Below are 15,308 nucleotides of genomic sequence, written 5' to 3' on the forward strand. Positions count from 1 at the left end.
GAGAAACTCAAAGCATTGTTATCAGCTAATCCGAATTGAATAAGTTGGCCCGCAAGGGCGGACTTAAATGAATTCGCCTGGCGGCAATAGCGCTGTGGAACCACCTGAACCCATTCCGAACTCAGAAGTGAAACGCAGCCGCGCCGATGGTAGTGTGGCATTCGCCATGTGAGAGTAGGTCACCGCCAGGCACCTAATAAACGAAGAACCCCAGCCTAATGGCTGGGGTTTTTTCGTTTATAGCGCCTGACGGCGCCCACCTCTCACATCACGGCCACCGCCGCTAGCGCGGTGTGGCATGACGCGCGCCATCCCTGGCGCTCGCCCTACGGGCCATCGTCGCAAGCGCCGATGTTCCAAATCGTTCCCGACGATTTGGTCGCCCTGTGATGCAGCTTCGACAAGCTCACATGGTGACATCAACAGCGCGGCCAACGGCCGCTTCAATACCATGTGAGAGGAGGGCGCAAAGCCGGTCGCGCAGCGAGAGGCAGTGCCGGTGGCACTGGCTCAGGCTGGTAGCGCGAAGGGCTTGCCCCTGAGCTGGCCACCGCCTGGCTTCATCAGTGGCTTTGGCTTTGGGGTTTGTTCCCATTAACGCGTCCCCCCTTGGAAACCATCCCTGGCGAGACACCCGGCTCGCACATCCTCTGTGCTCGCGCTCAGCTGCACCAAGGCAGCGCCTTGGCTTCGAGCTTCGCCCATCTTCACTGCCTTCATGCAAGAAGCTAGGTGCAGAGGTAGGCCTATAACCGCTGCATTGCCGATCTCAGATACAAGAAAGGTGCGGCCTAAGCCGCACCTGGGGTCGTCGGGTTACCCGGCCCTAACGCCTTTTCTTAAAGATGAAGTAATCGTGGTTGCCGCTGAGGTCGAAGCTTTCGCGGCTGGCGCCGCTGCCGATGGCCAGCACGGCCTTGTTGTCGATGGCGACCACGTCGACGCCACCCAGCCACCAATTGTTGGTGGTGGAATAATGGCCTTGGCCCAGGTAGAGGCGGGTCTTGTTACCGCCGTAGGTGGTGATGTCCACGGCGTAGTAGAAGTTCAGCTCCTTGGGGGGCGGGTTGGCGCCGCCGTCGGGGGCGTAGCTGTTGTCGGCGCCGCCCGTCGCCTGCACCCACTGGGAGGCGACCTGGCTGCTGTTCTTGCGGCCGCAGTTGATGGACAGCAGCCACTTGGGAGCCTTGTGGGTGATGGAGGCGGGTTGGTCCGAGGGCTGGCCTTCGGTGATCACCAGGGAGTCGGGGACATAGTTCACCACCTGAAAGTCGGCGGCGTCCAAGGTGAGGCTGTTTTCGTGCTTGCTGGTCATGGGAACTCCTTTTACTTACCGATCCATGCCCCTTCTGGGGCTGATCAAGTTTAGTCCGGCAGGGCCCGGCCGAAGTCCATAGCTCCCCTTTGCTGCGAAAACTGCGATCTTGGTTGGAGAGCCGGCAAATAGTGGCGCCTGACTCCCCTTATCTGCTACGCGCCCCTGCTTTTAAGCAACAGCAGGCACTGCAACACCAGCACAGGCACCATCAGCAGCAGCCCGTACCAGCAGAGCCTGTTGGCCCAGGGGTTGAGCTTGGGGTAGCGCAGGGCGAAGGCGGGGGCGACGGGGATATAGAGCAGCAGCACGCCCAGGCCCCAGAGCCACTGGCGGCGGCCGAGGGCTGTGGTCATCAGGGCCAGCCAGGCCATCAGGGTCAGGGCCAGGCCGACGCTGGTGAGGCTGATCAGCCCCACCATCAGCCAGGGATGGTGGTATAGATAAGTGAGGGTGGCTTCCATGGCATCTCCTGGGCTGTTGCTGAACCTGGGCCGTCTTGGCGATCACATTCTTCGCCGTCCGCCGAGCGGCCCACGGATTTTCTTGTCACAGTTTTACTGACTTTCCCGTCTTAATACAAAACAGCAAGGAGCCAAGGTGGCCTCAGCTTTCGCCCTGAACATCGACAGCCAGACGGTCCTCCTTGCCGCCAAGGGCAAGAGGATGGCGCAGCGGCGGCTCTATGAGGCTTTCTACAGCCCCGTGATGCAATTGGCCCTGGCGGTGGCCCTCAATCCCGACGACGCCCGTGACCTGGTGCAGGACGCCTTCATCAAGGCCTTCGACCACCTGGAGGAACTGAAGGACGCGACGCGTTTCGGCCCCTGGCTCAAGACATTGGCCCTGAACCTGGCCATGGACAGGCTGAGGGGGCACAAGCCGACCCTGGCCCTGGACGACGAGGTGCTGCTGCCGGATTGGGACGCCAGCGCCGACGGCCTGGCTAGGCTGGACGACCTGGAGGCCTTGCTGATGACGTTACCGCAGTTGGAGCGGGCCCTGGTCTGGCTCCACTCGGTGGAAGGCTTCGAGCACAGGGAGCTGGCGTCGATGCTGGAGATGAAAGAGGCGGCGGTGCGCCAGCGTTACCGCCGGGCCCTGGCCAAGCTGGCCGTGGCCGCTCAACGAAGAGGTTGGCAAGATGCAGGCTGAAAAGCGCTTCGAGGACAAGTTGACCGCCAGGCTCAGGGCCCAGGCCCTGGCGCCGGACGACGAGCTCTGGCGCCGTATCGAGGTGGCCAGGCCCAGGCGCCACCTTTGGCCCTGGCTGGGCAGCGCCGCCGTGCTGGGCCTGCTGCTGGTGCAGGAATGGCCGGCCGGCGCTCCCGTCGCGCCCCTCTTTACCCCTTACGAATTGCTGGCCCAGGACAGGCAGCTGCAGCAGGCCTACCTGGATGACGCCAACGACCAACAGCTGGCTGCCCTCTGGCGGCAGCGCAACGCTTTGATGGATGAGATGGCCCAAGGCCACGGGGAGTCGAAATGAAGAAACCGATCTGGATACTGGCCCTGGCAGCCATGCTGCCGCTGGCCCAGGCCCTGGCAAACAACGGTGACGAGCAGCTGGCCCGGGAGCGGGCCAGGGCGGCGGTGATGGCGGCGGAGCAGGGGGACAACCTCAAGCCGAAGATCATCGAAGAACCGGCCAGGCGTTACTACGACTGGGGCGCCGTGCTCAACAAGAGCTTCGAGGTGATGGCCGTCACTCCTACGTCCGATGCCGCCAAGATGGGCATCCAGAAGGGCGACCAGGTGCTGTCCATCAACGGCAAGCTCACCGAGCGCCGTGACCTCAAGGAAGTGCTGGCCCAGTTCAGCGACCTGGACGACGGCGACGTGCTCAGCGTCATGGTGCAAAGGGGCAAGGACAAGCTGAGCTTTTCCAGCAAGGTGCATTTCCAGGTGATGCCGGCCTGGCGCCTGGAGATCCAGCCCAAGGACAACACCGCCGCGAGCGAACCCAAGGCCACAGGCCAGTGCGGCCGTATCTCGGTGTTCTTCACCCCGCCCCAGGCCCATGACCTCTACCCGGCCTTCGTCAATACCATCGACGGTGAGGGTGTGCTGCGCACCAAGGATTCTTTCAAGCTGAGCCCCGGTGACCACGACGTCGCCATCCATGAGCTGATCAACGACTACCGGCTGACTTACCGAGGTGGTGGCATGGAGCTGGCCAAGCACATCAAGATCCATGTGGAAGCCAACAACATCTATTACCTGGCCGCCAAGTTCATCCCCGAGAAAAGGTTCAAGACCTACAGGGACGAATACTGGGAGCCGGTGGTGTGGAAGGTGGCCACCAAGGCCTGCGACTGAGATCAATGAAAGGCGGCGTTTTGCCGCCTTTTACTTTTCTTTTGGCGCCGCCAAGGGCAAGGTAGGGGCTCTTCCAACAGCCCTTAACATTTATGCAATTTATCGACGTCATAGACCAGGCCCTGCCGGACGACTTCTGCGACACCCTGCTGGCCCGTTTCGCCCAGGAGCCGGCGGTGGCCCCGGGCCGTACCGGTGCCGGCGTGGATGAATCCAAGAAGCGCAGCCGGGACCTCACCCTGGACAGCCACCCCCAGTGGAAAGATCTGCACAGGGCCATCATCGAGTACAGCTACCCCCATATCCGCAACTACCTGGACAAGCACAACATGCTGCTGATGGGGGCCGTCTCGCCCCAGGTGTTCCACCCCAGGACAGGCCAGCCGGTGACCCTGACTCCGGAAAACTACCTGGAAGCGGGCCGCCCGAACCTGGACGCCCTGGTGCGCCACTTCTACCGCTGCGGCTACATCAACCTGCAACATTACCCGCAGCAGAGCGGCGGCTACCCGCACTGGCATTCGGAGATCTTCCCCCAGGCTCCCCACAACGAGCCCCTGCACCGGGTGCTGTTGTGGATGTTCTACCTCAACGACGTGGAAGAAGGGGGTGAAACCGAATTCTTCTACCAGCGCCACAGGGTTAAGCCCAAGAAGGGGCGCATGGTGATAGCCCCGGCCGGTTTCACCCACACCCACAGGGGTAATGCCCCCCTGTCCGGCGACAAGTACATCCTCACCTCCTGGGTGATGTTCAACAGGGCCGAGCAGCTTTACGCCCCCAAGGGCTGAGGCGATTGCCACAATCGGGGGCCACCACGGGCGCCGCTTTTGGGCATAATGCGCCCATGACCCAGGCGGCAAGGCCGCCCCGCAGTTTGGAGTAGAGCATGTTCCAGTATCAGTACGACCTCTTCGTCATCGGCGCCGGCTCTGGCGGCGTGCGGGCCAGCCGCATGGCGGCTGCCACAGGTGCCAGGGTGGCGGTGGCCGAAGGCAGCGCCATGGGCGGCACCTGCGTCAACCTGGGCTGCATCCCCAAGAAGCTCTATGCCTATGCCGCCGAGTACGGCCACGGCTTCGAGGAGGCCCAGGGCTTTGGCTGGCAGAGTGAAAGGCCGGCCCTGGACTGGGGTAAGCTCAAGAGCAACCGCGCCAATGAGATAGGCCGCCTCAACGGTATCTACGATGGCCTGATGGACGGCGCCAAGGTCAGCGTCTACCGCGACTTCGCCCGCATCAAGGACGCCCATACCGTCAGCGTCGGCGGCCAGGACATCAGCGCCGAGCGCATCCTGGTGGCCGTGGGCGGCTGGCCCTATGTGCCGCAGATCCCCGGCCGCGAGCTGGCCATCACCTCCAACGAGATCTTCGATCTGGCCACCTTCCCCCAGCGCCTGGCGGTGGTGGGGGGCGGCTATATCGCCTCCGAGTTCGCCTCCATCTTCGCCGGCCTCGGCAGCCAGGTGGTGCAGATCTACCGCAAGGAAAAGCTGCTGCGCGGCTTCGACGACGACATCCGCGGCTTCGTGACCAACGAGATGGCCAAGGCCGGGGTGGAATTCCGCTTCAACAACAACGTCACCGCCATAGAGCAGACGCCCAATGGCCTGCTGCTGCAGCTGGAAGACGGCGAGCAGCTGGAAGTGGACCAGGTGCTCTTCGCCACGGGCCGGGTGCCCCGCACCCATGACTTGGGCCTGGTTGAGGCCGGCGTCGAGTTGGACCGCCACGGCGCCATAGTGGTGAACGACCACTTTCAGAGCAGCGTGCCCAGCATCTATGCCCTGGGGGATGTCATCAACCGTTTCCAGCTGACCCCAGTGGCCCTGGCCGAGGCCATGACGTTGGTCAACCAGCTCTTTGGCGACGGCAGCCGCACCATGGATTACGAGTACATCCCCACCGCCGTCTTCACCCATCCCAACATCGGCACAGTCGGCTTGACCGAGGCCGAAGCCAGGGACAAGTACGGTGAGGTGATTGTCTTCAAGTCCGAGTTCAGGGCCCTCAAGCACACCTTGTCCGGCAGCCAGGAGCGCACCTTCATGAAGCTGGTGGTGGACAAGGCCTCAGACCGGGTGGTGGGGTTGCACATGGTGGGCGCAGAAGCGGGTGAAATCACCCAGGGCTTTGCCGTGGCCATGAAGGCCGGCGCCACCAAGGCGGCGTTCGACGCCACCATCGGCATCCATCCCACGGCGGCCGAAGAATTCGTGACCATGCGTACCCCGGCGAAAGCGTAAGGATTTATGTCGGAACTGTTCGTGTTTTTTTAAACTGAGGTAAAGTGTTGCCATAACCTCGAGGAGGCATGGATGAACGTTTTTACCTTTATTTTCCTGATAGTGGTGGCCAGCCTGGTAGCGGGTATCCTCAACAACTGGATGAAACACAAACAGCAACAGCCGCAGAAGGACGCAGCCCTGGACCAGGAGCTGGCCGAGCTCAAGGCCAGGGTGGCGGCGCTGGAGCGCATCGTCACCGACAGCGAGTTCCAGCTGAAAAGGGACTTCGAAAAACTCTAAGGGGCCAAGGGCCCCTTTTTTGTTTCCGGGCCAGCGCCTTCCCGGCGAACCCCTGGCCCTTGATTTTTGCGGCTGTGGCCCCATCCTCTCCTCATACCCGGACCAAGAGTAATCGTCATGTCGAACCCCCTGCTGGACAATGCCGTCCTGCCTCCTTTCAGCGCCATCCTGCCCGAGCACATCAAGCCTGCCGTCGAGGCCCTGCTGGCCGACTGCCGCGCCGCCGTGGAGTCGGTGGTGGCCAGCACGGCCGAGCCCAGCTGGGAGAGCCTGATCCTGCCCCTGGAGGAGAGCAACGACCGCCTGGCCAAGGCCTGGTCTCCCGTCTCCCACATCAATTCTGTGAAGAGCAGCCTCGAATGGCGCGAGGCCTACGAGTCCTGCCTGCCTCACTTAAGTGAATTCTCCACCTGGGTGGGCCAGCACCAGGGGCTCTTCGCCGCCTACAAGAAACTGGCCGAAAGCCCCGCCTTTGCAACCCTTTCCGGGGCCCAGCAGAAGGCCGTCAACAACAGCCTGCGCGACTTCCACCTTTCCGGTGTCGACCTGCCGGCGGACAAGCAGCAGCGCTTCGGCGAGATCCGGGCCCGCCAGTCAGAACTGGCCTCCAAGTATTCCAACAACCTGCTGGACGCCACCCAGGCCTGGCAGAAGCATATCGAGGACGAATCCATCCTGGCCGGCCTGCCGGTGGACGCCAAGGCCATGCTGGCCGAGATCGCCCAGGGCAAGGAAAAGGCCGGCTGGCTGCTGACGTTGGACGTGCCCGTCTACCTGGCGGTGATGACCTACGCCGATGACCGCGCCCTGCGCGAGGAGATGTACAAGGCTTACTGCACCCGCGCCTCAGACCAGGGAGATGCCCAGTTCGACAACAGCGCCATCATGGAAGAGACCCTGGCCCTGCGCCATGAGCTGGCCCAGCTGCTGGGCTTCGGCAACTATGCCGAGCTGAGCCTGGCCACCAAGATGGCAGAGAGCCCGGACCAGGTGCTGGGCTTCCTGAACGACCTGGCCGCCAAGTCCAGGCACCAGGCCCAGGCCGATCTCGACGAGCTCAAGGCCTTCGCCGCCAAGCTGGGCTGTGACGATCTGCAGTCCTGGGATCTCGGCTACTACGGCGAGAAACTCAAGGAAGCCCGTTACGCGGTGAGCGACGAGAAGCTCAAGCCCTACTTCCCCGAGACCAAGGTGGTGCCCGGTCTCTTCCAGGTGGTGAACAAGCTGTTCGGCATCGACATCAGCGAGCGCCGGGACGTGGATCTCTACCACCCGGAGGTGCGCTTCTTCGACATCCACCAGGCCGGCAAACACCTCGGCAGCTTCTACCTGGATCTCTATGCCCGGGAAGGCAAGCGAGGCGGCGCCTGGATGGACGACTGCCGCGGCAGCCGCGTTCTTCCTGACGGCAGCCACCAGAAGCCGGTGGCCTACCTCACCTGCAACTTCTCCAGGCCCATAGGCGGCAAGCCGGCCCTCTTCACCCACGACGAGGTGCTGACCTTGTTCCACGAGTTTGGCCACGGCCTGCATCACATGCTGACCCGCATCGAGGTGTCTGAGGTGGCCGGCATCAACGGCGTGCCCTGGGACGCCGTCGAGCTGCCCAGCCAGTTCCTGGAGAACTGGTGCTGGGCCCCAGAGGCCCTGGCCATCATCTCCGGCCATGTGGACAGCGGCGAGCCCCTGCCCCAGGCCTTGCTGGACAACCTGCTGGCGGCACGCAACTTCCAGAGCGCCATGCAGATGGTGCGCCAGCTGGAATTCGCCCTCTTCGACTTCCGCCTGCATCGGGAATACGACCCGGCCCAGGGCGGCCGCATCCAGGCCATCCTCGACCAGGTGCGCGACCAGGTGGCGGTGGCCAGGCCCCCGGCCTACAACAGGTTCCAGCACGGCTTCGCCCACATCTTCGCCGGCGGCTACGCGGCCGGTTACTACTCCTACAAGTGGGCCGAGGTGTTGAGCGCCGACGCCTTCGGCCGCTTCGAGGAGGAAGGCGTCTTCAACGCCCAGACGGGCCAGGACTTCCTGGACTGCATCCTCAGCCAGGGCGGTTCCCGTGAGCCCATGGAACTCTTCAAGGCCTTCCGCGGCCGCGAGCCCTCGGTGGAGCCGCTGCTGCGTCACAGCGGGATAGCCGCCTGATGCGTGAGCCCTTCGACAAGATCTGGGCCCGCGCCGCCGAGCGCAAGGGCGGCGACGCCGCCCTCAAGGCGCTGCTGCGCCCCCCTGCCTATTTCGGCGACCTGGACAAGCTGACCGACGACCGCCTGCTGGCGGCCTTCACCAAGCAGGTCTTTCAGAGCGGCTTCGTCTGGCGGGTGGTGGAGCAGAAATGGCCGGACTTCGAGGAGGTCTTCTTCGGCTTCGACGTCGAGAAGATGCTGCTGTTGCCGGACGAGATCTGGGGCCAGAAGGCCCAGGATCCGCGCATCATCCGCAATGCCACCAAGGTGATGACCATCCGCCACAACGCCCAGATGCTCCAGGATCTGGCCGAGCGGCACGGCAGCGCAGCCGCCTGGCTGCGGGCCTGGCCCAAGGACGACCTGGTGGGGCTCTGGCAGTACCTCAAGAAGCATGGCGCCCGCCTGGGCGGCAACACTGGCCCTGTGGCGCTACGCCGGGTGGGCCTGGACAGCTTCCTGCTCAGCCAGGACGTGGAGCACTACCTGCGCCACACCGGCATCCTCGAAGGGGGCCTCACCAGCAAGAAGGCCCTGGACGCCGTCCAGGCCGCCTTCAACGCCTGGCAGGCAGAGACGGGGCTGTCTTTCAACGAGCTCAGCCAGTGCATCGGCTACAGCGTCGGCGACAACAGGGTGATGGCCGAGGCAGAGAGCCATTGACTAAAAGTTAATGCGCTTTGGGGGGCCGCCGGCCCCCTGGGGTACACTGTCGGTCAAGGAATCAACGACAAGGAGTTGTCATGGGTAAGCCCGCCGCCGTCATCGGCTCAATGCATGTCTGCCCCAAGGTCACGGGTAACGTCCCCCATGTGGGTGGCCCCGTCGCCATGGGTTCTTCCAGCGTCTTTATCGGCGGCATCCCCGCTGCCCGGGTCGGCGACATGTGCGTCTGCGTCGGCCCGCCGGACAAGGTCAGCAAGGGCTCCAGTTCCGTCACCATAGACGGCAAGGCTGCAGCTCGTCTCGGCGACGACACCGACCACGGCGGCAAGCTGGTGGTAGGGAACCCGACTGTGCTGATAGGGGGCTAAGGCCTTTATTCGAGATGAGATCAGGGGCGGCTTTGCCGCCCTTTAGTACTCTATGTACCTGTGGGACGACAGTCTGGTAATTCAGGGCTCTTGCTTTGATGGATGGTGAGCTTGATTCTGAATTATTGAAATATAGCTGAAAGTTCTTCGTAGACTCCTTTTTCTAGCGTGATCTCATGGCAATCGGCATAGTGAACTGCGATAGAAGGAATTAAATACCTCTTGTTCCCGCATTGAATAGGGATGTGACTTTCTAAAATAGCATTTTCAGAAAATGAACATCCACTAACTAGTTGGTTGCAAAAGGGACATAGAGGGTATCTTCTGACAACCCAGATTTTTTTCCCTTCTTTATAGAGCTTGAGTAAGCTTTTAGCAAAACCAATAGCCTCTTCTTTGCCTAGCTGCTTCCCGTTTTTGGTCTCGATGTCGACGACAAAATCATCTTTTTCTTTTTTGAATATCATGGCTAGATGTCCTCCTCTTTTTGCCACTGCTGACCATCGTGCTTGAAGATCTCCTTCGTCTGTCTGTCATAGTGGTAAGTACCTGAATCATCGTGAACAACTTTATTGTTTTCATGACCTTGGCTGTGGAGGCAAGCCGCGAAGTGATAGTCGCCGCCACCGGCTTCCATCAAATCAGTGACGGGTATGGGTCTGTCTACAGTGACTGACGAGGGTTGCGCAGAGACGTCCCCATCAGGCGCCCAAAGCCAAATATCCGGCATTTCCTCGCCGGCTTGGAAGGTTCTCCTGAAGACATCTTCAGGTACATTCCGCGTTTCAATTGCTACACCAAGGGAATCTGATATGGATGCTCCTGCTACAGCATAGACGGTCAATGATGCACCTTCGGGTACAGTCCTCTTGGGACCCTTTAGATCAACCGAGCCATGTCCAGCGAAGATGGTGTCGTAATTGAGTGAGTCATTTAGCTCTTTAGAGTTGGCAAGCTTCAATTCCTGCATGGCCGGCAGGGCATCAGAGTTACCGGCGCTTCCACCTCTAGTCTGAGAAAGGCTACTGCTCACCTCGCAGAGGCCCAGGGGATCTATATAGTCCACCGGGTTGGGGGTGTAGCGGTAGCTGTTGAGGCCGCCCTTGATGCCCAGGGGGTCGGGGGTCAGGTAGCGGCCCGTCCTGGGGTCGTAGTCCCTGAAGCGGTTGAAATAGAGGCCGGAGAGCTCGTCGGCGAACTGGCCGGGCAGGCGCAATGGCTGGCGGATGTCGCCGCTCTCTGTGACTTGGCCCCAGGCGTCGCTGTCGCCCTGCCAGGCCACTTGGCCGTCGCCGGACCAGAGCCGCACCGGCAGGGCCCGCCAGTCCAGCTCATAGTAGTAGGGCTTGCCGTCCACCAGGGTCAGCAGCGGCTCGCCGGTCTCGGGGTCACGCAGGAACCATTGCCAGGCGCCGCCCCGCTCTTCCCCCAGCAACAGGTCGCCGTCCCAGAGGTAGTTGACCTGGCCGTCCGGGCCCTGGCGCCAGGCGCGGCGGCCCAGGGCGTCATAGCCGTAGCGCAGCTGCATGCCGCCCTTGTCGAAGGCCACCAGGCAGCCTTCGGCGTCGAAGCGGCGCCGCTCTTCTTCCTCGCCGCGCCAGGCGATTTCGGCGCCCAGCTCGTCGAAGCGCCGCTTGCCGGCCAGCCTGTCTAGGAACAGCTTCTGGCCGTCCGCCTCCAGGCGGTTGCCGCCGTCGTCATAACGGTATTGGCCCCGACCGTCGCCCAGCAGCTGGCCGGCGGCGTCGCGCTGGAAGCGGCGTTCGCCCAGGCGGCTGTCTTCCAGCCATTCCAGGCGGTTGTCGTCGTCCCAGCTGTAGCGGCGGGTCACCGCCTCCTGGCCCTGCCATTGGCGGCTGACCAGCAGCTTGTTGCGGTCCCAGACCTGGTGCTGGACGTTGTGGCTGGCCTGGCGCTGCTGCTCCTGGCCGCGGCCGTCGAAGCGGCGGTCGATCATCGGCTCGCCGTTCACCAGCAGCTGCTGCCAACGGCCCTGGTCGTCATGGCGGTACTGGATCTGGGTGCCGTCCGGCAGCGTCATGGCCTCCAGGCGACCGGCCTGGTGGCGGTAGTGGACGGCAAACTGGTCCTGGCCGTGGCGGCTGACATTGCCCTGGCCATCGTACTGCCAGTCCAGGCGCCGCCCCTCGGTGGTGGCGCGCACCAGCCGGCCCAGGTGGTCGTGCTGAAAACGCTTGGTGACCGGCTGGCGGCCCTTGCCCTGGCTGGCCTGCTGCTGCACCCGGCCACCGGCGTCGCGTTTGAGGTGCTGGACCCAGGTGCCGGGCTGCTCCCGGTGCACCACCTGGCCGGCGGCGTCGTAGCGGAAGCGGATGTCCCGGCCGTCCGGGGCCTGGCAGCGCTCCACCCGGCCTTGTTGGTCGTAGCCCAGCTGCCAGCGGCCGCCGTCGGGGCGCACCACCTCGGTCAGGCGCTCGGCCTGGTCGTAGCCGTAGTGGACCGTCTTGCCGTCCGGCCTGTGGTAGCGCAGCGGTTTGTCGATGCCGGCGTAGTCGAAGCCGTGCTGCCGGCCCGTGGCGCTTTGGAATTGGACGAGGCGGCCGCCCTGGTCGTAGCGGTAGTGGCGGCTGGCCTTCTGTTGGGGGGATTGCTCGGGGTAGCGGTGCTCGGCGACCAGCTTGTCGCCCTGGTATTCCCGCTCTATCACCAGGTCCTGGACCAGGGCGCCGCGCAGGCGGCCGGCGCCGTCGTAGGCGTAGCGCACCAGTTCGCCCTGGGCCTGGCTGGCCAGCAGCCGGCCTTCGCCATCCCAGCCCTGGAGCCGTTGCTGACCCTGGTCGCTGTAGCCTTCCTTGAGCCAGCCGGCGCTGTCGTAGCGGTAATGCCAATGGCTGCCGTCGGCGCGGCGCTCCTCCAGCAGCCGACCCATGGCGTCCAGGCGGCGGCTGAGGTAGCGGCCGTCCGGCAGCCGCTCGGCGATGCAGAAGCCGAGATCGTTGAAGAAGCGCCTGTGGCAGCGGCCGTCCGGCAGCCAGTCGCAGGCGGGCCTGCCCTTGGCGTCGAAGTCGAAGCGGTGGCTGCGGCCGTCGGCCAGGCGGTGTTCGCGCAGCCGGCCCAGCTCGTCGAAATGCCACTGTTGGCGGGAGCCGTCGGCGTCCATGCGTTCGGTGACGCGGCCGGCGGCGTCGAAGGCGAACAGCTGTTGGGCGCCACCGGCCTGGGTGACTAGGGTTTGGCCGTCCTGGTAGTCCAGCCGCACCTCGTGGCGGCCGTCCTCGCCCCAGCTGCGCAGGCAGCGGGCCTCTGGCCCCTGGCCCTGCCACTGGAAGAAGAGGCGGTAGCCGGAGGGGCGACGGCGCACCACCAGCAGGTGGCCGTCGTAGCCGTAGCGTTCGCTGCCGCCGTTGGCGCTGGCGCTCTGCAGGTCGCCCTTGGCGTCGTAACGGTAGCGGGCCAGCACTTCCTTATGGTCCTGGCGACGCAGCAATACGCCCGATATGTGGCGGCCCTGGTAGCCCAGCTCCAGCCAGTGATCGGGGCCCAGGTCGATGCGGGTCAGGCGGGCCTTGTCGTCGTAGTAGAAGAGCCATTGCCGGCCCTGGCGGTCCAGCCGGGAGTCGAGGCGGCCGAAGCCGTCCTCAAAGAGGAGGAAGGTCCAGACGCTGCCGTCGGGGTCGGACAGCAGCAGCCGGCCGTCTGCCTTGTATTCCAGGCGCTGGCCAGTGGCGGCCTGCCAGCCGAACTGGCCAGGGGCGAGCCGCGGGAAGCGGACGGCCCTGCCTTCCTGATCTTCCACCCAGCAGTGCTCTTCGTCCTGCCAGAGGCGGCGCAGCAGCGGGTTGTACCAGCCGTGGCCCAGGCCCCAGTCCTGGTCGCTGAGGCCGGAGCGGTAGAGGCGCTGCCAGCGCAGGGGCAGGGCGGCGCGGGCTTCGAAGTCGGTGAGGGCCAGGATCTCCTCCCCCGTGCTGGGGGAGACGGGGTCGCCCTGGCATTGCTGGGCCTGGATGTCGGCGGCCGGCACTGTGGCGTCGACCCCGGCACTGGTGGCACCGCCGGCCGGGGCAGGAGCAGGGGCCTTGGCCTGGGCGGCGCCTTGCTGGCTGCGGCCCGTCTCGGCCGCCCCAGGGGCGGCGCTGGCCTTCTTGGCGGGGGTCGGCTGGGCCGGAACCTTGGCCACGGCCAGCTTGCCCAGGCTCAGGGCCTCGGCGACGCCGGCGAAGACATGGTCTGGGTTGTTGCCCAGCAGCTCTTCGCTGTCCCAGAGTTTGGGCAACTGCTGCCAGCGGCCTTCCTGGCCGCCGAAAGTGAAGCCGAAGACGTCGGACAGCCACTGGCGCCAGTCGCGCCTGTTGCCGTGGCGGATCGGCTGACCCTGGGCCTGGGCTCCCTGGGCGGGGCTGAAACGGTAGCTGCCGCCGGCGCCCTGGATCTGAATGTGCGTGTCCTTGCTCATGCTATCCCTTGCTCATGCGTCCAACCCAGCACGGCCAAGGCGGCCATGGGGCTCGAGTCCAGCTCCAGGGTCACCGCCTTTCCTGGCAGGGCCCCTTCCATAAAGTCTTGATGCAGCTGCCAGAGGCGGTAGAGGCTGCCGACGACGTCCAGCTCCCCTAAAGATGCCTCCGCAAACTGCCACTGGGCCTGGCTCCAGTCCCCCAGCTTGCCGAGGCAGGGCCAGAGCCAGCCGAGATCCGCTTCCCGGCCCATGCCGGGGCAGCTCAGCAGTGCCGGCCTGGGGCAGGCGGCCTGGCCCTTTTCCAACAGGGCGCCGAGATCCAGCTGGCCTTGGGGCTGGCCGTCCAGGGCCAGGTGTTCGAGGCGGAGGCCGCTGGCGGCTGGTGTCCAGTCGATGGCCAGCCAGGCCGGCCGCTTCGGCGCCAGGGCCAGCAGCCGGGCCGGCGCCTTGGCCTTGTCCAACTGGGCCAGGACCCAGGCTAGGCCGGCGCGGCCAAACTGGAGGTTAACCTGGCCCCAGGCCTGCCACTGGGCCTGGCGGGGGCGCTCGTCCTGGGGCAGCAGCAGCCAGGTCTGGCCCTCAAGCAGGGCCTGTTGCCAGCCTGCCAAGGTAGCCGGCTCCTGCGGTTGGGGCAGGCCGGCCAGGGCGTCAGGCCAGGGTAGGGCGCCAAGCCGGCCGCCGTGCAGGCTCAGTTGCCAGGGCATAGCCGGCCTCCGAACAGTGTCCAATGGTCGCCGCTGCCGCCGGGCTGCAACCAGGCCCAAAGCCTGGGCTGCCAGGCCAGGGCCAGGCCCTGGCTGAGTTGGGGCAGCAGCTCAGGTGTCGCCGCCTGGCCCCAGAGTTGGCGCTCATGGCGCTCTGTGTCGCGGCCGCCGGTCAGCCAGTTGAGTTCCTGCCGGGCCGCCTCTGCCAGCTCGGGGTTGGCGGCGAAGTCCCGCAGCCAGGGCACGAAACGGCCGAGGCCGCTTAGCCCCAGCCAGGGTAGCAGTTCCAGGGCCGGCAGCCTGGCCGCCAGGGCGTTGATGAAGCGCACCAGCTCGGCCGGCTCTGTCCGCACCAGCAGCGGCGCCAGCCTTTCCTGGGCGTGCTCGGCCAGTTGTTCATACAGCGTCAGCAGCTGGGCCGCCGTGGCGCCCCCTTGCCATGCCTGCCACCAGCCGTCCCAGGGAGCGGGCAGGGCGATGGCGCGGGCCGGGGCCAGCAGCTGGGCCCTGGCCATCAGCCAAGTGTCGGCGGCCTCGGCCTGGGGCAGCGGCAGCCAGGGCAGCAGGGCCGCCAGTTGCCATTGCCGCTCGCTGTCGCTTGCGGCGAAGAAGGCCTTGAGAGCCGTGCCCTGGGCCGGGTCCGCCGCCTGTGCCAGCAGCAGGGCCTCTTCGAAGGGGCGGTCTTCTTCCGCCGGTGGCTGGGCCCGGATCAGCTCCCTGTCCAGCTGGCAGAGCATGGCCTTGCTGGCGGCTGGGCTTGCCAACAGGGTGCGGCGCTGGGTGAAGAAGCAATCCAGGTCCAT

The 15,308-nt window shown here is 64.8% G+C and carries 15 protein-coding genes and 1 rRNA gene; 10 read left to right on the forward strand and 6 right to left on the reverse strand.

What is annotated here, in order from left to right:
- Positions 1-76: 76 nt before the first annotated feature.
- A 5S ribosomal RNA gene (gene rrf / locus PVT67_RS00225) occupies positions 77-191 on the forward strand.
- Positions 192-826: 635 nt separating this feature from the next.
- On the opposite strand, the gene PVT67_RS00230 is transcribed toward rrf, so the two are convergent.
- Both PVT67_RS00230 and PVT67_RS00235 read right to left on the reverse strand, forming a co-directional pair.
- Positions 827-1,315 (reverse strand): hypothetical protein, encoded by a 489-nt coding sequence (locus PVT67_RS00230; protein WP_301496578.1) that lies wholly within the window; start codon positions 1,313-1,315, stop codon positions 827-829.
- Between the two features lie 155 nt (positions 1,316-1,470).
- Entirely contained in the window at positions 1,471-1,779 is a 309-nt protein-coding gene (locus PVT67_RS00235) for a hypothetical protein (RefSeq protein WP_301496583.1), read from the reverse strand.
- A gap of 136 nt (positions 1,780-1,915) precedes the next feature.
- On the opposite strand from PVT67_RS00235, the gene PVT67_RS00240 reads away from it, so the two are divergent.
- From PVT67_RS00240 to PVT67_RS00280, 9 genes are all read left to right on the forward strand, one after another.
- Positions 1,916-2,470: an RNA polymerase sigma factor gene (locus PVT67_RS00240; RefSeq protein WP_301496587.1), complete on the forward strand. Its 555-nt coding sequence runs from the start codon at positions 1,916-1,918 to the stop codon at positions 2,468-2,470.
- Positions 2,460-2,804, forward strand: a complete 345-nt coding sequence (locus PVT67_RS00245; RefSeq protein WP_301496591.1) for a hypothetical protein — start codon at positions 2,460-2,462, stop codon at positions 2,802-2,804. Before PVT67_RS00240 ends, PVT67_RS00245 begins: the two co-directional genes overlap by 11 nt.
- Entirely contained in the window at positions 2,801-3,634 is an 834-nt protein-coding gene (locus PVT67_RS00250; RefSeq protein WP_301496594.1) for a PDZ domain-containing protein, read from the forward strand. The genes PVT67_RS00245 and PVT67_RS00250 overlap by 4 nt, the downstream gene beginning before the upstream one ends.
- A 92-nt stretch (positions 3,635-3,726) precedes the next feature.
- Positions 3,727-4,425, forward strand: coding sequence for a 2OG-Fe(II) oxygenase (locus PVT67_RS00255; RefSeq protein WP_301496597.1), 699 nt, complete (start codon positions 3,727-3,729; stop codon positions 4,423-4,425).
- A gap of 98 nt (positions 4,426-4,523) precedes the next feature.
- On the forward strand, positions 4,524-5,879 hold the full coding sequence (gene gorA / locus PVT67_RS00260) for a glutathione-disulfide reductase (protein WP_301496599.1): 1,356 nt from the start codon (positions 4,524-4,526) through the stop codon (positions 5,877-5,879).
- A gap of 72 nt (positions 5,880-5,951) precedes the next feature.
- Positions 5,952-6,161: a hypothetical protein gene (locus PVT67_RS00265; RefSeq protein WP_301496601.1), complete on the forward strand. Its 210-nt coding sequence runs from the start codon at positions 5,952-5,954 to the stop codon at positions 6,159-6,161.
- Between the two features lie 117 nt (positions 6,162-6,278).
- The gene (prlC, locus tag PVT67_RS00270; RefSeq protein ID WP_301496604.1) at positions 6,279-8,309 is read left to right on the forward strand and encodes an oligopeptidase A; all 2,031 of its coding nucleotides are present in this window, start codon (positions 6,279-6,281) and stop codon (positions 8,307-8,309) included.
- On the forward strand, positions 8,309-9,013 hold the full coding sequence (locus PVT67_RS00275) for a DNA-3-methyladenine glycosylase I (protein WP_301496606.1): 705 nt from the start codon (positions 8,309-8,311) through the stop codon (positions 9,011-9,013). Before prlC ends, PVT67_RS00275 begins: the two co-directional genes overlap by 1 nt.
- An 80-nt stretch (positions 9,014-9,093) precedes the next feature.
- Positions 9,094-9,384, forward strand: a complete 291-nt coding sequence (locus PVT67_RS00280) for a PAAR domain-containing protein (protein WP_301496609.1) — start codon at positions 9,094-9,096, stop codon at positions 9,382-9,384.
- Between the two features lie 122 nt (positions 9,385-9,506).
- On the opposite strand, the gene PVT67_RS00285 is transcribed toward PVT67_RS00280, so the two are convergent.
- Genes PVT67_RS00285 through PVT67_RS00300 form a run of 4 tightly spaced genes read right to left on the reverse strand, consistent with a single transcriptional unit; the run spans position 9,507 to position 15,308 of the window.
- On the reverse strand, positions 9,507-9,851 hold the full coding sequence (locus PVT67_RS00285) for a hypothetical protein (protein ID WP_301496612.1): 345 nt from the start codon (positions 9,849-9,851) through the stop codon (positions 9,507-9,509).
- Between the two features lie 2 nt (positions 9,852-9,853).
- Positions 9,854-13,798, reverse strand: coding sequence for an RHS repeat-associated core domain-containing protein (locus tag PVT67_RS00290; RefSeq protein WP_301496614.1), 3,945 nt, complete (start codon positions 13,796-13,798; stop codon positions 9,854-9,856).
- A complete protein-coding gene (locus PVT67_RS00295; protein WP_301496617.1) occupies positions 13,795-14,505 on the reverse strand; it encodes a hypothetical protein in 711 nt (236 codons plus the stop codon). The genes PVT67_RS00290 and PVT67_RS00295 overlap by 4 nt, the downstream gene beginning before the upstream one ends.
- Positions 14,490-15,308 carry a hypothetical protein gene (locus PVT67_RS00300; protein WP_301496621.1) on the reverse strand — a complete coding sequence of 273 codons (819 nt, stop codon included), beginning with the start codon at positions 15,306-15,308 and terminating at the stop codon, positions 14,490-14,492. The genes PVT67_RS00295 and PVT67_RS00300 overlap by 16 nt, the downstream gene beginning before the upstream one ends.

The sequence above is a fragment of the Gallaecimonas kandeliae genome (assembly GCF_030450055.1).
GTDB lineage: Bacteria > Pseudomonadota > Gammaproteobacteria > Enterobacterales > Gallaecimonadaceae > Gallaecimonas > Gallaecimonas kandeliae.